This is a genomic window from Heyndrickxia shackletonii (assembly GCF_001420715.1).
In the GTDB taxonomy this organism is placed as follows: Bacteria; Bacillota; Bacilli; order Bacillales; family Bacillaceae_C; genus Margalitia; species Margalitia shackletonii.
Window position 1 is genome coordinate 1,188,915 of sequence record NZ_LJJC01000004.1, and the last position, 22,464, is coordinate 1,211,378.

The 22,464-nt window shown below is 35.9% G+C and carries 19 protein-coding genes and 1 riboswitch; of the genes, 11 read left to right on the forward strand and 8 right to left on the reverse strand.

The features are described from left to right. Both AN964_RS05600 and AN964_RS05605 read right to left on the reverse strand, forming a co-directional pair. Entirely contained in the window at positions 1-1,320 is a 1,320-nt protein-coding gene (locus AN964_RS05600; protein WP_055741153.1) for a TrkH family potassium uptake protein, read from the reverse strand. A 1-nt stretch (position 1,321) separates the two neighbouring features. Beyond that, positions 1,322-1,978 (reverse strand): potassium channel family protein, encoded by a 657-nt coding sequence (locus AN964_RS05605; protein WP_055738756.1) that lies wholly within the window; start codon positions 1,976-1,978, stop codon positions 1,322-1,324. A 335-nt stretch (positions 1,979-2,313) separates the two neighbouring features. On the opposite strand from AN964_RS05605, the gene AN964_RS05610 reads away from it, so the two are divergent. Then, entirely contained in the window at positions 2,314-3,591 is a 1,278-nt protein-coding gene (locus AN964_RS05610) for an ArsB/NhaD family transporter (RefSeq protein ID WP_055738757.1), read from the forward strand. Positions 3,592-3,755: 164 nt separating this feature from the next. Here AN964_RS05610 and AN964_RS05615 read toward each other — a convergent pair whose 3' ends face one another. Continuing rightward, positions 3,756-5,489, reverse strand: a complete 1,734-nt coding sequence (locus AN964_RS05615; protein WP_055738758.1) for a methyl-accepting chemotaxis protein — start codon at positions 5,487-5,489, stop codon at positions 3,756-3,758. Positions 5,490-5,683: 194 nt separating this feature from the next. Then, a complete protein-coding gene (locus tag AN964_RS05620) occupies positions 5,684-6,028 on the reverse strand; it encodes a DUF2680 domain-containing protein (RefSeq protein WP_055738759.1) in 345 nt (114 codons plus the stop codon). Between the two features lie 186 nt (positions 6,029-6,214). Further along, a riboswitch (cyclic di-GMP riboswitch) is annotated at positions 6,215-6,296 on the forward strand. A 173-nt stretch (positions 6,297-6,469) separates the two neighbouring features. On the opposite strand from AN964_RS05620, the gene AN964_RS05625 reads away from it, so the two are divergent. Further along, positions 6,470-7,429 carry a sensor domain-containing diguanylate cyclase gene (locus AN964_RS05625; RefSeq protein ID WP_055738760.1) on the forward strand — a complete coding sequence of 320 codons (960 nt, stop codon included), beginning with the start codon at positions 6,470-6,472 and terminating at the stop codon, positions 7,427-7,429. 73 nt (positions 7,430-7,502) lie between these two features. Here AN964_RS05625 and AN964_RS05630 read toward each other — a convergent pair whose 3' ends face one another. Beyond that, complete coding sequence (locus tag AN964_RS05630; RefSeq protein ID WP_055738761.1) at positions 7,503-8,411, reverse strand: TetR/AcrR family transcriptional regulator; 909 nt, start codon at positions 8,409-8,411, stop codon at positions 7,503-7,505. 191 nt (positions 8,412-8,602) lie between these two features. Between AN964_RS05630 and AN964_RS05635 the strand changes: the two genes are divergently transcribed. The 8 genes from AN964_RS05635 (at position 8,603) to AN964_RS05670 (ending at position 17,885) form a co-directional block, all read left to right on the forward strand. Further along, positions 8,603-10,132 (forward strand): DHA2 family efflux MFS transporter permease subunit, encoded by a 1,530-nt coding sequence (locus AN964_RS05635; protein WP_055738762.1) that lies wholly within the window; start codon positions 8,603-8,605, stop codon positions 10,130-10,132. A gap of 154 nt (positions 10,133-10,286) precedes the next feature. Further along, positions 10,287-11,171 (forward strand): alkaline phosphatase family protein, encoded by an 885-nt coding sequence (locus AN964_RS05640; RefSeq protein WP_055738763.1) that lies wholly within the window; start codon positions 10,287-10,289, stop codon positions 11,169-11,171. Between the two features lie 170 nt (positions 11,172-11,341). Then, positions 11,342-12,553, forward strand: a complete 1,212-nt coding sequence (locus tag AN964_RS05645) for an MGDG synthase family glycosyltransferase (protein WP_083489232.1) — start codon at positions 11,342-11,344, stop codon at positions 12,551-12,553. Between the two features lie 377 nt (positions 12,554-12,930). After that, on the forward strand, positions 12,931-13,818 hold the full coding sequence (gene galU / locus AN964_RS05650) for a UTP--glucose-1-phosphate uridylyltransferase GalU (RefSeq protein ID WP_055738764.1): 888 nt from the start codon (positions 12,931-12,933) through the stop codon (positions 13,816-13,818). 101 nt (positions 13,819-13,919) lie between these two features. Further along, positions 13,920-15,611 carry a DUF6044 family protein gene (locus AN964_RS05655; RefSeq protein WP_055738765.1) on the forward strand — a complete coding sequence of 564 codons (1,692 nt, stop codon included), beginning with the start codon at positions 13,920-13,922 and terminating at the stop codon, positions 15,609-15,611. A gap of 169 nt (positions 15,612-15,780) precedes the next feature. After that, positions 15,781-16,836: a bifunctional glycosyltransferase family 2/GtrA family protein gene (locus tag AN964_RS05660; RefSeq protein WP_055738766.1), complete on the forward strand. Its 1,056-nt coding sequence runs from the start codon at positions 15,781-15,783 to the stop codon at positions 16,834-16,836. A 27-nt stretch (positions 16,837-16,863) separates the two neighbouring features. Then, positions 16,864-17,580 (forward strand): lysophospholipid acyltransferase family protein, encoded by a 717-nt coding sequence (locus tag AN964_RS05665; RefSeq protein WP_055738767.1) that lies wholly within the window; start codon positions 16,864-16,866, stop codon positions 17,578-17,580. A 2-nt stretch (positions 17,581-17,582) separates the two neighbouring features. Beyond that, complete coding sequence (locus AN964_RS05670) at positions 17,583-17,885, forward strand: MGMT family protein (RefSeq protein ID WP_055738768.1); 303 nt, start codon at positions 17,583-17,585, stop codon at positions 17,883-17,885. Positions 17,886-17,918: 33 nt separating this feature from the next. Here AN964_RS05670 and AN964_RS05675 read toward each other — a convergent pair whose 3' ends face one another. Next, positions 17,919-18,239 carry an ArsR/SmtB family transcription factor gene (locus AN964_RS05675; protein ID WP_055738769.1) on the reverse strand — a complete coding sequence of 107 codons (321 nt, stop codon included), beginning with the start codon at positions 18,237-18,239 and terminating at the stop codon, positions 17,919-17,921. A 404-nt stretch (positions 18,240-18,643) separates the two neighbouring features. Between AN964_RS05675 and AN964_RS05680 the strand changes: the two genes are divergently transcribed. After that, entirely contained in the window at positions 18,644-20,788 is a 2,145-nt protein-coding gene (locus tag AN964_RS05680; RefSeq protein WP_055738770.1) for a heavy metal translocating P-type ATPase, read from the forward strand. Between the two features lie 33 nt (positions 20,789-20,821). Here AN964_RS05680 and AN964_RS05685 read toward each other — a convergent pair whose 3' ends face one another. Continuing rightward, positions 20,822-21,247, reverse strand: a complete 426-nt coding sequence (locus AN964_RS05685) for a GtrA family protein (RefSeq protein WP_055738771.1) — start codon at positions 21,245-21,247, stop codon at positions 20,822-20,824. Beyond that, a complete protein-coding gene (locus AN964_RS05690) occupies positions 21,244-22,254 on the reverse strand; it encodes a glycosyltransferase family 2 protein (protein WP_055738772.1) in 1,011 nt (336 codons plus the stop codon). The genes AN964_RS05685 and AN964_RS05690 overlap by 4 nt, the downstream gene beginning before the upstream one ends. Positions 22,255-22,464: the final 210 nt, after the last annotated feature.

A 22,464-nucleotide genomic window follows, 5' to 3' on the forward strand; every position in this document is an offset into this window, starting at 1 on the left:
TCACCCCGTTAAAATATCCTCATGCGGATAACGGATGCTTGCTTGTTCCGATTTTGCAATAGAAACAGCAAGGGTTAATGGGCCTAGCTTGCCGATAAACATCATCATCACAATAATCAGTTTGCCAATCATTGTTAATTTTGTTGTCAATCCCATCGTTAGCCCAACGGTGCCGAAAGCGGAAATAACTTCAAATAATACCTTAAGAAATGGCGCTTTTTCGGTAATACATAGAACAAATACTGCCAAGAAAATAGCAAGTAAGGCGATACTAAATATCGCTAATGATTTTAATAATATCGAAGTGGCAATGGTTCGTTTTGCCAGCACAATTTCTTGTTTTCCTTTTATAAAAGTAATAACGGAAATGACGATGACAATAAAAGTCGTTAATTTTATTCCTCCGCCAGTTGATGCACTTCCTGCCCCTACAAACATTAATAATAAAAATAATAAGGCAGTAGGTTCCTTTAAATCGTTAAGGTCCATTGTTTCAAATCCTGCTGTTCTTGTTGTAACTGCTTGAAAATAAGAAGCCCATAGTTTATTCGGCGTTGATAAGTGACCTAACGTATGAGGATTATGATATTCTAGAAAAAATATGAATGCCATTGCGAGTAAATTTGTCACGATTGTGCCGATAATCATGATTTTAGAGTGAAGACTCAGTTTCCGAAAGCTTTTTTTATACCAAATATCGGACATGACCGTGAAACCAATTCCACCCAGAATAATAAGACCGGTAATTCCGATATTGACAATGGGATCGCCAACATATCTTATTAAATTGTCTGACCACAATGCAAATCCTGCGTTATTAAACGCGGAAATGGAGTGGAAGAAACTATAGAAGACACCTTTCCAAAACCCGTATTCCGGGATCCATCTAATAGATAAAAACAACATTGCGATAAATTCAAACATGAAGGAAAAAAGAAAGAGGTTGCGAACAAGCTTGATGACACCCCCTAAGGATGTTTGATTTAAGCTTTGCTGAATAAGAATCCGTTCCTTTAGTCCGATTTTTTTCCCTAACATGATAAAAATTAAGAGGGCGAAGGAAACGATGCCTAAACCGCCCAATTGGATCAAGGTAATAATGACAAATTGACCGAACAAGGTATACTCCTTTGCGGAATCAATCGTCGATAGACCTGTCACCGTCATGGCAGAAGTTGCTGTAAATAAAGCGTCTATCCAGCGGACATAATGGTAAGATGCAATGGGCAATTTTAATAGACAAGTCCCTAAAAGAATGGCTGTAAAAAACACTAAAATGAGCAGTTGGGAAGGGCTTAGGTGAATAGCTCTTGTCTTTATTTTAGACACCTTCTTCCTCAAATCTCGTTATATCTTCGTTCTTTCCGATTACAATCAATATATCCCCTTTAAAAATCTTATCCTCCGCCATAGGAGAGACGACTATATCTGTTCCTCGTTTAATGGCGACAATATTACACCCATATTTCGCGCGGACGTCCAGCTCCACTAATGTCTTTAGATGTATTTTTTCTGTTGCCATAATTTCTACAATTCCATATTCCTTAGATAGCTCAATATAATCTAATATTTTTTCGGAAACAATATGGTGGGCAATTCTCTTTGCCATATCTCTTTCCGGATTAATAATTCGATCGACTCCAATTTTATCCAATACCTTTTCGTGATAGCTGTTTTGGGCTTTTGCCCATACTTGTTTGACACCCATATCTTTTAGTAAAAGCGAGGTAAGGATACTGGCTTCAATATCATCCCCAAAAGAGACAAAAACAAGATCAAAATTACGAATTCCTAAGTTTTTTAGCGTCATTTCATCAATCGTATTGGCTTGGACAGCAGCAGTGGCATATTGGGCCATATCATTTACTTTATCGATATCCTTATCGACGGCTAATACTTCGGTTGCCAATTCGTGAAACTCCTTCACAAGGCTTCCACCAAAGCGGCCAAGTCCAAAAACAGCAAATTGCTTTTTCATAAATATCCTCTCCATTAAATAGTTAACATGTTTAATCTGTCTAGCTTTAGAGCTTGAGCTTTTCTTATAATTTTCCCTAACAGCAAATATATATGATGTTGGAATTATTTGCTATAGTATATAAACTAAACAATATCATAAATGGATGAAATGTTGTTGCAGAAAATAAAACTTTTTGATAATATGGGTTTAAATTAAATAGAACGTGAAAATTTGGAGGAGCCTGTCATTTAGGGCTCCTTTTTGCGTTTTTTTAGGGATATTTTATTCCTTCAAGAGAATGTTTTTATTGATTAGAAAGAAAAATAAAAGAATCTAGAGAAAAGGGGATGTTTATGTCTAACGAAGCACTTTATGCTATTGTTATTTTTTTCCTTACTTATGCATTAATTATTTCAGAGAAAATTCATCGAACCATCATTGCCATGATTGGTGGAGGACTTATGGTTCTATTAGGGATAGTAGATCAGGAAACTGCTATCCACCATATTGATTTCAATACTATAGGTCTACTAATTGGAATGATGATTATTGTTTCGATAACTGCGGAGACTGGTGTATTTAAATATGTTGCCATATGGTCTGCTAAGAAGGTAAAAGGAAGACCGCTTTCTATTTTAATCGTTCTCTCGATTATTACAGCAGTGGGTTCTGCCTTTCTAGATAATGTAACAACGGTACTTCTGATGGTTCCAATTACATTTAGCATCACGAGACAGCTTGGTATGAATCCAATGCCGTTTCTTATTTCCGAGATATTGATGTCTAATATTGGCGGAACAGCCACAATGATTGGAGACCCGCCAAATATCATGATTGGAAGTGCTGTTGAATCTATCACATTTATGGATTTTATCACGAACTTAGCACCTATCGTCATGGTGATCATGATTGTTACGATGATTTTACTTGCCTTTTTCTACCGTAAAGCATTACATGTTTCTGATCAGATAAGAGAACGAATCATGCAGCTTAACGAAAAAGACGAAATTACAGATAAAACGTTAATGATTAAGTCCTTAACAGTAATGGGATTAACGATTGTCGGTTTCTTTATCCATCAAATCATCGGGGTAGAATCAGCAACTATTGCATTAATGGGAGCTTTTCTTTTATTGATTTTAGTAGGAGAAAGCTATCTGGAGAATGCTTTAACAAAAGTAGAATGGACTACTATTTTCTTTTTTGTCGGTCTCTTTGTTTTAGTTTCAGGATTGGTGGAAACGGGGGTCATAGCAAAGGTCGCAACATACGCTATCGATTTAACGGGAGGGAATGAAACATTAACCTCTTTTCTTATTCTATGGCTGAGTGCAATTGCGTCTGCCTTTGTAGATAATATTCCATTTGTTGCAACCATGATTCCGTTAATAGAACAGATGGGATCGCTTGGAATCCATGATTTAAATCCATTATGGTGGAGTTTGTCTTTAGGAGCATGTCTAGGAGGAAATGGAACATTAATTGGTGCTAGTGCCAACTTAATTGTTGCCGGAATGGCAGGCAAAGAAGGTTATAAAATTTCCTTTATAAAATTTTCTCTTATAGGATTACCAATCATGTTAATAAGTGTAGCCATTTCTATGTTATACATTTATGTTAGATATCTATAAGAAAACCATAATTCTTAAACTAATTGCTTTTTTATCAATAACATAATAATTTATTCCGTTTAGCTTGGAAAAGAAGTTTAGGAAAAATTACTCATAACTATACTGTTTCAATATTTTACTCAAAGCGTGAAGCCCCCATTCAACATGGAGGCTTTTTTTTATAATTAAAATTTAAACTGCTGAATTAAACTATTTAAATTAGTCGCTTGCTCTTCCAACATTTTTGCACTTTTCGCGACCTCTTCCATAGAACTGCTTGACTGCTCAGTGGTAGCTGTAACTTCCTCGACACCAGCTGCAGTCTCCTCAGAAACAGAGGCAATGGTATCGATTGATTCATTGATTTCTTTTGTGTTATCCAACACATTGAACATTGCGGCGGCCATATTCTCTACTAGGTTTCCGGCATTTTCAATTGTGTCTTTAAGGTTTTTAAAGGTTGTTCCGGTAACGTTAATTTGTTTTGTTCCGTCTGCTACTAACTGATAACCATCTTCAAGAGTGTCCACTACTTGTTTGGATTCATTTTGAATATCGGTAACAATGGCGGTAATATTCGTGATCGATTGTGTAACTTGATCAGCCAATTTTCTTACCTCATCCGCAACGACTGCAAAGCCTTTTCCATGCTCGCCAGCTCGAGCCGCTTCTATTGCTGCATTTAAAGATAATAGATTCGTTTGTTCAGAAATATCTTTAATGACTTTTACTAAATCCGTAATTTGACTTGTCTTATGATCTAATCCTTTTACCATTTCTAACGATTGCTTGATCCGCTCATCGATCACATGCATTTGCTGAACAGATTGCTGCATATCCTGTCCGCCTTGTTCGGTCATTCTCAGCATTTGACCGGAGCTTTCCTTGACACTTTCACCTTGTATAGCAACTTGCATGATCGTTTCGGAGAAGTCACTCATTTTTTCTAATAGTGTAGTTGCCGAATTAGCTTGTTCTTCCGCACCATTAGAGAGTTCTTGCATCGTTGTGGCAATTTGTGTTGTACCGATTCCTACTTCATCTGCATATTGAGTCAGTTCTTCACTTTGGCTTGTAACATGATCAGAGACCTTTGTAATACTGAGAATCATGTTACGAAGTTTTTCTTTCATATAGTTCATAGAGTTCATTAATTGACCAATTTCATCTTTTCTTTTTGAATTCGTGTCATCGATTGCAAGATTTCCGCTAGCCAGCTCTCCCATTTGCAGGGTAAGCTTCTTAATTGGAGAAGCCAAATGCTTTGAAAATAAATAAGTAATAATACTGCCAACAATTAAAGTGATAGCTAATGTAATAATTAATACATAAAGAATAGAATTCGCAGGTTTGTTGAAGTCAGTGGAATAAGTGCCTGCGGAAATGACCCATCCCCAATTTGGATCCACTTCACTATAAGTGGTTTTTTGAGCAATTTGCTTTTCATTATTTGGCAGCGGCCAGTCATAGGTAGTAAAGCCTCCGCCAGCTTTTGCCTTCTTTACTATGTCATGAATATAGTAATAACCGTTTTGATCTTTTAAATTCCAAACATTTTTTCCTTCTAGCGAAGGATGTGCCAGCTCCGTACCTTTTTCATCTAAAACAAAAAAATAACCGTTTTTTCCAAGATCTATTTTGTTTGTATTCGTTCTGGTTCCATCTGTATTTTTAGGACCGATAAGAGCGGTTTTTACTTTTTCTTGTGCCTCATCGATCGATAAATGGCCTTTTAAAACTTCATCATTTAATCCATTTATCATTTGAATGGCCATTTTTACACCATTTTTCATATTGGTTTGGCCCAATTCAGTTAGATGTTGCTTTGCTTGATTATAGCCCACAAGACCAATAATTAATGCAGGAATAGCCAACATAAGCAAAGTGGTGCTAATAATTTTTGATTTAATAGATTTCATCTGCGCGGTCCCTTCCTAGTCATTTGAAAATAGTTAATATTTAAGTTCAGTTCCTTTCTCTTTTTATATCGGCAATAAAGGATAAAATTAAATATCATTCGACAAATTTTCGACATTGCGTCATTTATGTCTGGAAAACAAAAAACCAATGAAACTTTTGCGTTTCATTGGTTTTTTATGTAAGGCACTGTCAATTATTCATTGTGTTGATGATGAGATTGGTGGTGATGATGCATTTTACCCCAATGCATATCAGATCCGTGTTCTTTTATTTCCTGATAATGCTCATTTAATCTTTCAAGGATTTTATCGCCTTTTTCCTTTGGAAGTACACCATATTCAACATATTTCATGATAAGCTGTTTTTTCTTCGTTAATATATCAAGATGTAATTTCGTTAACTCTGCTTTTTGTTGTTTTGTTAGCTTTACAACCTGTTTATGTTGATCCGTGTTAGGCGTTGGTTCGGCATGTACAGGTAGCCCTACAAGCAGCACGAATAGAGGAACAATTAGGATTGCCTTCATTTTTTTTAACATTGCTTTCATCTCCTTTCCTAAAAGACTATTTATATACTCTGCAATTTTTAAAAAATAATACATTTTTTGTAAAGAACATGACGAATGGTTCGAAAGTTTCTGTTAAGTGTATTTTATTGGTAAAAAAAATGATAATTGTACCCATAAAGCTTATAATGAAAATAAATTAATAAAATCATAACGATATTTTGACAAAGGCAAACTTATTGAAAAGTAAGGACGCAAAGCCACGGACCTAAGGATGATCTATGGTAGCCGGGTTACCGAAAAATTAGAAAATACTTTAAGGGGTAGTTTCGTTTTCGGACTGCCTCTTTTTCTGTTTTTTAACTATAAGTGTTGATATATGGATAACTTTTTAAAACTATTATCTACGTCTAGCTACTACACATAGCGGCTAGAGAAATTGTTTTTATTCTTAAACATTTGGGGGGAGAAACCATGCTTGGCTTCTGTTTAGGAATTCTTGGACTTATATTAGGAGTAATATATTCTGAACCTATTAAGAGAATAGTATGGAAGGGATATAATGAAAGAACGAAAAATGAAAAAAGAATTTATCAGCTTGTGGAGAGTTCGAAGGACATTATTTATTATTGTGAAATCAAACCACAGTTTAAATATCGGTATCTAAGTCCTGCAATAGATGAAATTCTGCGCCCTAATCTTTCTAAAGATAGTTTGAAAAATCCATATATCACCTTTGAAATTGTCCATCCCGATGATTATCATCTTGTAGAGAAAAAAATAGCAGGGAAAATGGATTATAATAAACCAATCATTGTGCGATGGAGAGACGTGCACGGTGATTACAAATGGTTCGAAGAATTTGCCACACCTATATATGAAAATGGCGAAATCGTTGCGTTACATGGAATCATCCGGAATATCGATGAAAAAATGATGGCACAAAAGGAGCTAGAATATAAGGTAGAACATGATCCGTTAACAGGAATATATAACCGAGCTTTTTTTGAAAAACAAAAAAAATTATATAATGAGGATCTCGATGAATCTGTTGGGATTGTACTATGTGATTTAGATGAATTGAAATGGATGAATGATAATTTTGGTCATCAGATGGGGGATAAATTGATTATTCAAACATCCAAACTGCTTAATAAGTTTTCAAATGAAAATAGTATGGTTATAAGAATAGGCGGGGATGAATTTGCTTTCCTGGTAATAAAAACAAATGAATTATCGTTACAACATTTATCCGAGCAAATAAAGAAGGAAGTTATGGAATATAATGAAAAGCATCCCCATTTTATGATGAAAATGTCGATTGGCTATGCTTTTGAAGCTTCCTCCATTGGCAAAATGGAGGAACTATTTACTCATGCAGATCAAAAAATGTACCAAGATAAAAATAATCGGAAACCCGTTTTCGCAAGATAAAAAATGGAGAAAAGCAGCCGGTATGATTACAACTTGGGCTGCTTTTTATCATAATGATGATTCTATCTAAGGATTATTTGACTTTGTTTTCGTTCCAATCATGTATTAATTCAGTTAAGGCTTTCAGTTCCTCTTGAATCTGTTTATTATTGTTCTTCGCTAACGAATCCAGTGCACTTTCCACAAGGTATATGCGCGGCTGTTTGGATTGGAGCAGTTCGTCTTGAAGAAAATCCAATAGTTCCATCCATTTCAATTGATGTTTTTCATTTTGGTGCTCTTTCCGAATCATATTTTTTAAAAAACAAATAGACTGAACCAATCTTTTTTTAAGTAGTTGTTGTTCTTCATTTTCATACGTTGGAAACCAATCTTTAATAAGATTGGGGTTATATAATTGATCGTGATTGCAGGATACATCTTCTACAATGGTGGAAAGACGGTTTATACAATAGCGAATAACTTGATGAACGGTGAGTTCCGTTTCTTTTTGCTGGAAGAAAAAATGAAACTGATGATGAAGCATTCCTGTAAATAGTATCGTGCAATCCAATAAATATGGTTTCTTACTTTCACCATAAATATCAACGAAACGATGAAAAGTCCAACTGAGCGTGTTCAATTGGGTTTGCTTTAAATAATCCTTGAAATCTTTATCCTTTGACACAAATACTTCTTCGAATAAAGCAAATAGCTTATTTTGTTTATTCATTTTCATTTGAAGCTCTATTTGCTTAATGAAAATTTCAATATTAGAAGGGTCCTGACCAATCAATAGTTTATTTCGTTCCACCTCGAATTTTTCATGAAGAGAATGAAAAATAGCCAGCAGTAATTCATTTTTGGAAGAAAAATAATTGTAAAAGGTACCTTTTGAAATACCGCTGTAGTCTAAAATGTCTTGAATGGATGTAGCTTGGAATCCTTTTTCCATAAATATTTGATGAGCTACTTTCATAACATGCTGTTTCCGGTCATTCATATGTATCACCTAAAAATAAAAATAGACTGTCATTCTAATGACAATACTAACGCACTTTAATTGTTTATACAAATCTTTAAGTAACCATGATTTTTTTGTTGCAAAAATGGAACAATCGGTTTATTATAATCATTACGTTATAACGGCTGTATAAAAAAATAGACTATAAGTTTACTGAGAGGGGAAAATAGATGGAATCGTCCATGTTAGAAACAAAGAAACCTCCGTACGGGATTATTACAATCCTAACAATCGGAGCGTTTATTTCCATATTAAATGAAACATTACTCAATATTGCATTACCTTCCATAAAGCAAGATTTTCACGTATCGATGTCAACCGTACAATGGCTTGCAACTGGTTATATGCTTGTTAACGGGGTCATGATCCCTGCAACGGCATTTCTTATTCAAAGATATACCGTTCGCCATTTATTTCTAGTTGCAATGAGTTTGTTTACCATAGGGACCATATTAGCCGGATTTTCTCCGGAATTTTGGGTATTACTTGTCGGAAGAATTGTTCAGGCTTCAGGCTCCGCAATTATGATGCCTTTATTAATGAACGTGATGTTGACTTCCTTCCCTATTGAAAAAAGGGGAGCAGCAATGGGCTTATTCGGATTAGTAATGGTTTTCGCACCTGCAATTGGACCAACTTTATCCGGTTGGATTGTGGAGCACTACGAATGGAGAATGCTTTTCCATATTGTAATGCCAATTGCAATTGCCGTAGTAGTTATTGCCTTTTTCTTGCTTAAAGATAAAAAAGAAAAGATAAACATCAAACTGGACACACTTTCTTTTATATTGTCTACGATAGGATTTGGTGGAATTTTATACGGATTTAGTTCCGCAGGGGACAAAGGCTGGAGTGCCCCAGCGGTATATATCACTTTAATAGTTGGCGGACTATCTTTGATTCTCTTTATTTGGCGTCAATTTGTAATCCCGACACCAATGCTGGAATTTAGAGTTTATAAGTATCCAATGTTCACTTTAGCATCTGCCATTTCGGTAGTGCTAATGATGGCAATGTTTTCAGCAATGCTGTTATTGCCGATGTATATACAGTCGATTAGAGGGATATCTCCGCTAAAATCAGGCTTAATGCTGCTGCCAGGTGCGCTTTTAATGGGATTTATGTCCCCGATAACTGGAAAGCTGTTTGATAAATTTGGCGGAAGGGTGCTAGCGATTATTGGACTTACGATTACAATTGCTACCACTTATATGTTCAGTACGCTGACATTATCCACTACGTACACGGAATTAATTTTATTGTATACTGCACGTATGTTTGGTATGTCGATGGTAATGATGCCTGTAATGACAAATGGCTTAAACCAATTACCGCAGCACCTCAATCCGCATGGCACGGCCATGAACAATACTTTACAGCAAGTTTCTGGTGCGATTGGGTCTGCGCTTTTAATTACGGTTATGTCAAACCGTACAAAAACACATATTACAGATTTAACTGCTTCTGCAATGAAAAAATTGACTGGTCAACCCAATCCTGCACAACTTGCAGAAATGAAACAACATATAGGAATGCAAGCGATGGTTGATGGTATAAATGATTCGTTTAAAGTTTCTGTTTGTATTGCTCTTATTGCATTGATACTTGCCTTCTTTATGAAACGTGTAAAGCCTGCTCAAGAAGCAACACAAGAAACGAAACCAAATCAAACATTTGTAAAACAAGCAACAGAAAATTAAGAAGTACAAAACAGATCAATTTATTTGGTCTGTTTTTTTATTAAAATGACTTTCCTCTTTCTAATAATAGATAAGATTTTATTTCAAAAATAGTTAATCGGAACGTCAAACGTATATAATAAAAAAAGAAAATGATTATACGTTGGAGGAAAAAATGAGGAAAACCACATGGGTTCTTGGTTTAATAGGAATTGTTGTTATCGTTTGTATTGTTGTACTCATATTAAAAGTTCAACATCATGATCAAACCGATAGAAAACAGAAAGAGACGGTAAAAAGTGCACAAAACATCCCAAAACCAAAACATATTGTCATTGTGGTTGGGGAGAATCATCCTTACAATCAAATAATTGGTGCAAGTGATGCCCCTTATATCAATGAACTTGCCAAAAAGGGAGTATTATTTACAAATTCTCACGGGATTGCCCACCCAAGTCAACCTAACTATCTTGCCTTATTTTCAGGAGATACACAAGGAATAACAGATGATAGCTGCCCTCATACTTTTTCATCTAATAATTTGGCAGTTGCACTACAGAAGAAAGGCAATAGCTTTGCGGGATATTCGGAAGACTTGCCCTCCGTTGGTTTTGCGGGCTGCCAGTCGCATTCCTATCATCGGAAGCATAGCCCGTGGGTGAATTTTTCAAATGTACCGTCTAGCTCCAATTTGCCATTCTCCAGTTTTCCGAAAAACTACAGCCAATTGCCAACAGTTTCCTTTGTTATCCCCAATCTTATGCATGATATGCACGATGGTACGGTAAAGCAAGCTGATACTTGGCTGAAGAAAAATCTTGACTCGTATATTCAATGGGCATTTTCAAATGATAGTTTATTCATTTTGACATGGGATGAGGATAATTTCAAAAAGCCGAATCAAATTCCAACAATCTTTGTAGGCCCAATGTTGAAACCAGGAAAATATCCTTCCTATATGGACCATTATTCGGTGTTGCGCACGATTGAAGATATGTACGGGATTGCCCCAGTGGGTAAGACAGCATCCACTTCTGCTATAAAAGGTATTTGGAAATAGTGGTTTTTAATATTTTCTATGTAACGAAGATATTTTCAAAAGGGAGACTAGTAATAGTCTTTTTTTTGTTCTTGAATTTTGAAATACAATTCGTATGAACTTTCTTTCTATAAAACTAGTCTTTTCATTGTAGGTTTATTTATAGCCCTTTTAAAAAGGAGTAATCAAAAATGAAAAAAGTACTAGTATTTCCCTTTATGAGAATGCCATCTGGACATCATCAAGTTGCAGAGGCAGTTATTCATTTATTAAATGAAAATATAGAAGATGTTGTTATCAATAAAATGGATTTTTTAACGTATACAAGCAATAAATTAGAAAGAATTATTTCAAATTCATATTTAAAATGGATTCGCTATGCCCCAGGAACGTATGAATGGGTGTATAAGCACTTATTTTACTCAGGTTCTTCTGTAAGAGTCAGATGGTACCATCAACTGTTTTTGACTAAAATGAAGCAATTATTAGAAGAAGAACAACCTGATTTAATTATTTGCACACATGGATTTCCTTCTCTTTTACTAAGTCATTTAAAACAAAAAGGCAAGCTTCAAACACCTATTGTAAATGTATACACTGATTTTTTTATCAATAATGTTTGGGGGAAAAAGGGAATTGATGCTCACTTTGTCCCTAATTCACAGATTAAGGAACGATTAATGGAGGAATATCAAATTCCGGAATCGAACGTTTTTGTTACAGGAATTCCAGTGCACGGTGATTTCAAAGAGGCGGAGTACCATTTAGAATGGCATCACCGCCGGAAAAAGATTCTCGTATCCGGTGGCAGCAGCGGCCTAGGTAATATTTTGACCATGTTAAAGGAAGTGAAAGAGTCTAATCATTTTGATTACATTGTGTTATGCGGTAAAAATCAGCGGCTTTTTCAAGAAATTTCTTCGTGGAATGCATCTCATATTCACCCAGTGTCGTACTTAACCTCAAGATTAGATATGAATGCTCTTTATGATCAAGCAGATGCGATTATTACAAAGCCTGGGGGAGTTACCGTGAGCGAGGCATTACAAAAGCGACTCCCAATTTTTATCAACTCTGCTCTTCCCGGACAAGAGGAAATTAATTTAACGTTTTTGAAACAAAAAGGTCTCGTGTTTGAGCTTAATTCTAAAGAATCATTCGAAAAGCAGTTACTCGATGTTTTAACTAATAGAAAGACTTTATCTTATTTATTTGAACAAATAGATGTGTATCTTCAAGAGATGGAATTAAATGATTCACAAAGTATTCTCAACGTTATGAAGTCTTTATTGGAGCGAAAATCATATGTGGTGGACCGCGGCACTTTTATGGAAAAGCTTTATCCTGCCATTTGGGGAAGAAGTGCTTCAGCATCAAGCTATACGAGCGGAAATTCAAATTGATTTTACCAAAATGATTGGGCAATTTTTCATCCATTTCCGGTACTTGTAATGCGTGTAACATGAATAGGATTCACCAAACTTTTCCAAAAAGATAAGAAATAGAGAAAAAAAAATAAAAAGATGGTCATAATGGCAAATAGGAGGAATTGCGGAAAAAACGGACTAAATGACGAGCAGCCATCATTAAATATAATAAGGCTTATTTCGAACAGATTGATGCATTTCTGAAAAGTGGTTAGAACTTAACAAATATGGTTGACGGGACATCTGTTCTTAGATTTTCAAGATCCATTTTTCTATACATTTATTGTTAGTTTTAACAACATCATCTTTTACGAAAAGCCTTTAATAAGTTCGATTTTTGGAGGAGAAGTAACGTGACACAACAAATAAAGAAAGCAATTATTCCTGCAGCAGGTCTTGGAACGCGTTTTTTGCCAGCCACAAAGGCAATGCCAAAGGAAATGCTTCCAATAGTGGATAAGCCGACGATTCAATATATTGTGGAGGAAGCTTTCCAATCCGGTATTGAAGATATCATTATCGTTACCGGAAAAGGGAAGCGTGCTATCGAAGATCATTTCGATCATGCCGCAGAATTAGAACTTACCCTATTGAAAAGGGGAAAGCTGGATCTTTTGGAAAGTGTACAAAAACCATCGAAATTGGCTAATATCCATTATATAAGACAAATGGAGCCAAAAGGCTTAGGGCATGCCATCTGGTGCGCCAGAAAATTTATCGGAGATGAACCGTTTGCTGTTTTGCTAGGGGATGATGTGATCCAATCGGATGTTCCTTGCACAAAACAATTGATGGAAATTTACGAACAAACAGGCGCCACTGTTGTTGGTGTAAAGCAGGTTCCCAAAAACGAAACAAACAGGTATGGCATCATTGCTCCCATAAGCCAGCACGGAAAGGTGTATGATGTCGATTATTTTATAGAAAAACCATCCGTGCAGGAGGCACCTTCTAATTTAGCCATTATGGGCCGCTATATATTAACACCTGAAATTTTTCCCATTATAGAACAACAAAAAAGCGGTGTACAAGGGGAAATTCAACTAACGGATGCGATTATGGAATTGAATAATCGGCATAAAGTGTTGGCATATGCATTTGATGGAATGCGATATGATGTAGGTGAAAAGTTAGGATTTATCTTAACCAATATTGAATTCGCTTTAAAAGAAACGGATCTTAAAGAACCGCTATTGAAAAAAATGCGTGAGATCATAGAAACAGTGGCGGAACCTCTATAATGAAACTTGATTGAATTGCGATAAAAATAAGCTTGAAGAGATAAGTATAGTTATTTCATATTTACTTAAGCTTCAAAATGATTGGTGTGTGGAGAAAAGAAATGAATGTAGAAACTGCTAAGTATTGGATGAAGGAAAAAAAGCTATTACTAATTGCAGCAATAATTCTGATTGTGTTTCTCGCTCCTATGTTTATTTTAGGTGAAAACAGTCATATTCGGGTACATGATAACATGGACTCCAATATTGCCTGGTATAAAGTGATGAAAGAAAGCGGAGAACTTTTTGGACCAATTAATGCGACCATTCCACAGATTATCAATGGTTTGCCAAGAAATGCCTTCGGTACAGAATTTAGTGGAATACAATGGCTTTATGAAATGTTTCCGCCAATGGTGGCATATGGAATCAGCCAAGCATTAATTCGGATTTTTGCATTTATTGGAATGTATTTATTGTTAAGAAGGCATTTTATTAAGGCAGATGATGCTTATCCGATACGGGTTTGGGTTTCCTTAGCATTTGCATTGACACCTGTTTGGCCATCTGGGATGCTAAGTACACTTGGACAGCCGCTTGCTCTTTGGGCTTTTTTAACCATTAGAGAACGAAAAGGGACGTGGAAAGAATGGCTTACTCTTACCCTATTGCCATTCTACTCTAGTTTTGTTTTGGGCTTTTTCTTTTTCCTTGTTGCAATGGGTCTGCTTTGGCTGCGTGATTTAATAGTAAAGCGGGATTGGAACTTTAAATTTTTGGGCAGTATTGCTTTTATGACATTGCTATTTCTGGGGATTGAATATCGTCTTGTATATTCGCTAGTGTTTCCAACTGAACCGACAAGCAGAGATGAATTTGTCAGCTCAACACTAGGATTCTGGCATTGCATTCGGTTAACGTTCAAAAATTATTTTCTGGGGCATACCCATGTAATGACGTTGCACACTCTAGTCATAGTCCCGCTTTCCTTTATAGTCATATGGAAGCTTTGGAAAGAAAAGATATTTAGAACAGAAAAACGATATATCCAAATTTTTATTCTTAATTTTGTTCTTTCCTTATGGTATGCATTTTGGTTTTATATAGGCTGGGAGCCATTAAAGGAAAGAATTAGTTTGTTGAATACCTTTAATTTTGCCCGCTTTCACTTTTTGCGGCCGCTTATCATCTATATGATGTTTGCAGTTGGGTCCTATATTCTCTGGAAATATGGGCGGAATTGGCGAGAATTTGTAAAGGTATGCTTAATCATGCAGATTATTATTTTATGTGCATGTAATCCGGAAATATATTATCGTGTAGCCGGATCGCCATCCTTTAAACAATTTTATGCCGTTCATGAGTTTAAAGAAATCAGTGATTATATTGGAAAGCCTAAGGACTCGTATCGGGTGGCAAGCATTGGTCTTCATCCCGCTATCGCACAATATAATGGATTCTATACGATCGATACATATAATAATTTTTATCCGTTATCTTATAAGCATCAATTCCGCAAAATTATTGCAGGTGAGCTGGATAAAAGCCCTTCCTTACAGGACTATTTTGATACTTGGGGCGGACGTTGTTATCTGTTTGTTGCTGAACTTGGAAAAAAATATGATTTTCGCAAGGATTCAAAGAAGAAAATTCACCATCTGGATTTAAATATAAATGCCTTCAAGAAGCTTGGCGGAAAATACATATTTTCTTCTGTCCCGATCCTGAATGCGGAGCAAGATGGATTACATTTTCTGAAATCATTTGATGATAAAGATGCGGCATGGAAAATATATTTATATGAAGCGAAATAACATAGCTACAATCAGTAGGGGTTGCTGTTGGACGGCAACATATTAAGGCGGAAGTACATTTCATGTACTTCCGTTTTAATCCCAAGCATAAATCGTAGAAATAGAAAATTAGAAAGTATAAAATTGAAATGAATTCAGGAGCTTTAGGGTGTGAAAGGGGGTGAAAAGGATGAAAAAATGTGCAGTCATTATACCTGTCCTTAATCCTGCAGAAGATTTAATTCATTATGTTGCTGCTTTGTTAAGTAATGGTGTTCCGCAAATTATTGTAGTAAACGATGGGAGCAACAAAGAACTGATACCTATTTTCGAAAAGTTGGATGCGATGGAAAGGTGTACGGTTCTTACCCATGCTGTTAACCGCGGCAAAGGCAGAGCATTAAAAACAGCCTTTGCATACTTTTTAGAGCATTTTAAGGATTTGGTTGGTGTTATTACTGCGGATGCGGATGGACAGCACACGGTAAAAGATGTTTGTAGAATTGCTGATGCATTGGAAGGAAATGATGAAGGGATCATTTTAGGGGTCAGGGATTTTGATGAGGTGGATATTCCAAAACGCAGCTTGATAGGAAATAAGTTGACAAGCTTTATTTTCCGTCTGCTGTATGGATATAACATAAAAGATACACAGACAGGTTTAAGGGGAATACCGACAAATGTCCTTTCTTCCATTATAAAATTACAAGGTGAGCGTTACGAATACGAAATGAACATGCTTATACAAGCAAAAAAAATGAATTTAACTATCAGTGAGGTCCCAATTGAGACTGTGTATTTTAATAATAATGAGGGCTCACATTATAATTCTATCGTTGATTCCACCCGAATTTTTATCCGTCTCATTACAGGGTTTTTGCAATATTTTTTTTCGACAGTCACATCTGGCATTATTGATATTTTCTTCTTTGTATTACTTAATAATTTTCTTTTAAAGGAATTGTCCCTCGAAATGCGTGTGTTTTACGCTACGTTCGTAGCCAGGGCAATTTCCTCATCCTATAATTTTTACATAAATCGAAGAATTGTCTTTAAAGGTAGTAATACATTTTTTAAGTCTGTCTTAAAATATTATATTTTGTGTCTTGCTATTATCATTACTTCATATTTACTGATTACATTTACGAATAAATTTTTAGGGATTAATGTTGTTTTAGCGAAAATATGCTTCGACATACTTATCGGAATATGCAGCTATCAAATACAGCTTCATTGGGTTTTTTAAAAAAGAAAAAGGATGTATTAAGGAGCAGTGAAACAGTTAAAGAAAAATTTCTATGGAAACTTTTTTCGAATATGCAGGTCAATTGTCCGGATTTTTTATCCAAAGTACACGGTCCAATTGCCAAACAATCCAGGCCCGGTTGTGTATATCACCCATCATCAAAATTTATTTGGCCCTTTTATCCTTTTGTTATGGTTCAGGGAATGTATCCATGCGTGGATTCTTCATGTTTTTCTTGATCGAAAAGCGTGCTACGATCAATATGTAAATTACACTTTTACAGAGAGATTTGGCTGGAATCGCAGCTGGGCAAAAATATGTGCATTTTTATTATCTTTTACCGTATCAAAGCTTCTCCGTTCCTGTAAAGGGATTCCGGTATATCGAGGGTCAAGGCAAATTGTGAATACCTTTAAACAAAGTACTGCCGCATTAGTCAAAGGAGAAAGCATTGCAATTTTTCCGGATAGAGATTACAGTGATAGTTCATCAGAAATGAAGGATATGTATGATGGTTTTCTTTCTTTAGAAAAATATTATTTCAAGACAACTGGACAGCATGTTTGCTTTGTCCCATTATACGTCAGCAAGAATAAAAGAACCATTATTGGAAATCAGGGTATATCTTTTAGGGATGGACAAATATTTAAGGAAGAAAAACAAATCGTATACAATAAAATCCAAGCTGAACTTAATCGTTTAGCGGTAGAGTGTGGAGATATTAAACAGGATGGAAGGGGTTAACGATGTCGCCATTTACAGCTAAGGTTATCGGAATAATTCGCACTATTCCACCAGGAAAAGTAATGACTTACGGACAAATCGCTTCACTTGCAGGAAGTCCTAGAGGGGCAAGACAGGTTGCCAGAATTCTTCACTCCATGAGTAAAAAGCATAAGCTCCCATGGCATCGTGTCATAAGTTCAAAGGGGGAAATTTCCTTAAAAGATGATGAACAAAAAATGGCGCTTCAATTCGAAGGTGTTAAGGTCACGAATTGGTCGATAAATTTATCACAATTTCAATATCATCCTGATAAAAATGCCTAACTATTTCAACGTTGTTAGGCATTTTTTCTATGGTCAAGTGTGATAGGAATGTTCAATAGCCTTCCTTAACAATTCCATAACATGTTCATCATCATGTGAGTAGTATATGGTCGTACCCTCTCTGCGGAATTTAACAAGTCGGACATTTTTTAAAAAACGCAGTTGGTGGGAAACGGTTGATTGAAGCAAGGAAAGGGATTCTGCGATATCGTTAACGGAATGTTCACCGGAAAATAATAGATTCAAAATTCTCAGACGTGTCGGGTCCGATAATGCTTTAAATGTCTGGGAAACCATAAATAAAGTTTCTTCATCAAGTTCATAACTTTCAATTGGCTCATTTTCCTCGTTCATGTTTTTCACCCCTGAAATTTTCTTTTTCCTAAGTATAAAAAAATCTATAGTATAAGACAATGAATTTATGAAAATTGATGTTCACTCTGCCTTATTCGTTACAAATGCTAAAGTTTAGCTATTTAAATATTTCATGTTTACGTGTACTGACAGTGCTAAAATCAGCAAAATCACTAATATAGAAAAAATTTGCATTAATTATCGATTATTATTGACACCTTTCAAATATGTTACATATAATAAATACAAGTACATTATATGATTAGTTGTTCATATATGCATTTTTATAATAATATTTCACCATTGAATCATTCATACTATTTATAAAAAGTCTTTTAACGTTGTTATGTCAAAGTGAAATTGGCACTTCAAATTTCACCAGGTGCAGAGGAGAGATAAAAACGATGGAAGCACTTCAAAAGAAAATGATAAAAAAAGAATTTACCCTTGAGGGATTAGACTGTGCCAATTGCGCGCTGAAAATAGAAAATGGTGTAAAGGATATTTCCGGAGTTCGCTCAAGCACAGTAAATTTTGCGACAAAAACCCTTTCATTGGAAGTGGAAGAACAACAATTAGAGAACGTAATAACCGTAACGAAGGAAACCGTAAAGAGATTAGAACCGCATATTCATGCGAAAGAAAAAGGGGAACATGAACATCACAGTCATGATCATGACCATGGCAGTTTCAATCAAACGATGGTAATCCGATTAGGCATTGGCGCCATTTTAACAGCAATAGGAATATTTGCTCCAGTAACAGGAATGATTGAATTCGAATTATTTATTATTGCTTATTTAGTAGTCGGTGGAGACATTGTTTTACGGGCTGTTAAAAATATTATTCGCGGTCAGGTATTTGATGAGCACTTTTTAATGGCACTTGCAACCATTGGTGCTTTTGCTGTGAAGCAGTATCCGGAAGGTGTTGCAGTGATGCTTTTTTACCAGGTTGGAGAGTTATTTCAAGGCATGGCGGTAAATCGTTCAAGAAAATCGATTAGTAAACTGATGAATATTCGACCGGAGTTTGCAAATGTAAAGATGGGCAAAACTTTATTAAAGAAATCGCCTGAGGACGTTCAAATCGGGGAAATCATTGTCATTAAACCTGGTGAAAAGGTACCTCTGGACGGTGTTGTTATAGAAGGAAGCTCGATGATTGATACATCAGCACTTACTGGAGAATCAGTTCCTCGCCAAGTGAAAGCAGGCGATGAAATTCTTAGCGGTTTTATGAATCAAAATGGTCTTTTAACCGTCAAGGTAACGAAGCTATTTGGGGAATCAACCGTCTCGAAAATATTGGACCTAGTCGAAAATGCCAGCAGCCGAAAAGCACCGACAGAGAATTTTATTACGAAATTTGCAAGGTACTATACACCTGTTGTCGTAATTGTAGCATTAGCGCTTGCCTTCATTCCTCCTATGCTGATTAGCGGTGCTCACTTTTCCGACTGGATTTACCGCGCTCTTGTCTTTTTAGTTATTTCTTGTCCATGTGCCCTGGTCGTTTCTATACCTCTTGGTTTCTTTGGCGGAATTGGTGCAGCGTCTAAATCAGGTATTTTAGTTAAGGGCAGCAACTATTTAGAAGCTCTAAACGATGTAAAATATGTCGTATTTGATAAAACTGGAACACTTACAAAAGGGGTATTTCAAGTTACGAAAATTTATTCCGCGAATAATGTTTCCGAGGAAGATATCTTAAAATATGCGGCATATGCTGAAACTCATTCGAATCACCCAATTGCAGAATCCATCAGGAAAGCATACAAGGAAGCGGTCATGGAGCAGTTGATTACGAACTATGAGGAACTTTCAGGATTTGGTGTAAAAGTAACAGTAGATGGAAAAGAAATTCTCGCGGGAAACAGAAAGCTGATGAAACAACATAATATTTCTTTTTCAGAACCGGCAGAGATTGGAACTATTGTTTATCTTGCTGTCGATAATGAGTTTGCAGGTTACATCGTTATTTCGGATGAAGTGAAGGAGGATGCAGGAAATACAATCCGTTCTTTAAAGAAATTAGGCATTAAAAAGACGGTTATGCTTACAGGAGATGTCCAAAAAGTAGGAAAAGCAATCGGACAAAAACTAGGAATCGATGAGGTGCATGCAGAATTATTGCCGCAAAATAAAGTAGAAGAGATAGAAAAATTAGATCAACAAAAGCTTCCGAAAGAAAAAATCGTTTTTGTCGGAGATGGCCTGAATGACACTCCTGTCTTGGCAAGAGCAGACGTTGGAATGGCAATGGGGGGGCTTGGCTCTGATGCAGCAATTGAAGCAGCAGATATTGTTATCATGACAGATGAACCGTCAAAAATTGTAGATGCCATCCAATTAGCGAAACGAACAAGAAACATCGTCTGGCAGAATATTCTTTTTGCCCTCGGAATTAAGGCTGTTTTTCTTCTATTGGGCGCCTTTGGCATTGCAACGATGTGGGAGGCAGTCTTTTCCGATGTTGGAGTCACTCTGCTCGCTGTTTTAAATGCGATGCGAGTATTACGCGTAAAGCCTAGTCCTGTTTCAGCATAATATTTTCATGGAAGAGGCAGCTCAAGGGCTGCCTTATTGATTCCATTCCTTCACTAATGGCTCACTTCTAAATACAAAATATTTTTGCCCGATATAGTTACATATAGTATATATACCGGTTCCGAATAGAACTGCCGCGTCTTTTCCGTATATGGAAGGCAGAAAGTTTAACTGTGTAAAAAGAAGCAAGGCAAGTTTCTCCCCAACATAATAAGAAAAGACGTAACAAATTAGAATGACAAGGATAAAGCGTATGATACTGCTGGCAAATGATTTGTCGCTTTTAAAGGTAAAGGATTTGTTTAAAAAATAGCTAACACAGCAACCAATTGTATTTCCGATAAATGTAGAAAGCCAATAGGAAAAATGAAAAAGATGCAGAAAGAGATACATGAAAGATAATCCGATAATGGTGTTAATAATTCCAACTAACAAAAAGCGAAAAAAGGAATGCTTCATCCCTTTTTCCCTCGAATCATATTAAATCGTGCACCAACTTCGCTTTTCACCATTTCATCCGTATATAAGTCTGTTTCAATTGCAAACCTTGGCCGTCCCTTCGTTTCCTCGTAAATTTTCCCAATATATTCACCGATTAACCCGACGCTCATTAATAAAAGTCCGCCTAGAAACCAAATTGAGACCATTAATGAGGTCCATCCGGTGTTAGCATGTCCCATAAATTTAATTACCAAGGCATAGATCCCTACGCAGCTGCTGATTAAAAAGGATAAAAAGCCTATAAAGGTGATGAAACGAATAGGCGCTACACTAAAGGAAGTAATCCCGTCAAAAGCAAAGGAAAGCATTTTTTTCAATGGATATTTTGATTCCCCTGCAAATCTTTCTTTACGGTCGTAATATACCTCCGTTGTTTTCAGTCCAATTAACGAGACAATTCCACGCAGAAACAAATTTTGCTCCTTGTAGCGGCTGAGTTCCTCAAGAGCTCTTTTACTCATCAATCGATAGTCAGCATGGTTATAAACGACATTAACCCCCATCTTTTGCATGAAACGATAAAAACCTTGTGCAGTTGCTCTTTTAAAGAAAGTATCCGTTTCTCTGCTTTTTCGGACACCATATACTATCTCGTATCCTTCATGAAATTTTAATATAAACTCCTTTATAACCGATATATCATCCTGTAAATCTGCATCGATTGAAATCACACAATCTGAATTTTTTCCCGCAACTTCAAGCCCTGCTAATAATGCCTTTTGATGACCGACATTATGGGCTAATTTTAACCCTGTAACAAATGGGTGTACTCCATTTAATTCTTCGATGATTGCCCAAGTCTTGTCCCGGCTACCATCATCCACATACAATATTTTGCTTTTATCCGTTATAAGATTTTCTTTTATCATTTGAGAAATTATCTCTGACAATTGTTTCGTTGTTTCATGAAGTACTTCTTCTTCATTGTAGCAAGGTACAACAATCGTAAGTACTGGTATGTTCATTTTTATAACTCCTTTAAAAATGATAGTATAGGTCTATTCTTTAATAAGTATTTTTCAAGTAAAGAGACTGAATAGAAATGAAAAAAGTTCGTAGCTTTAAAAATTAATTTGATATACATAAAACAATGTTTACCACCTATACTATTTTCTGTAAGGATGTATAAAATTATACTTTCATTAAGGATAAGAAAGTATAAAATTTTTTTATGA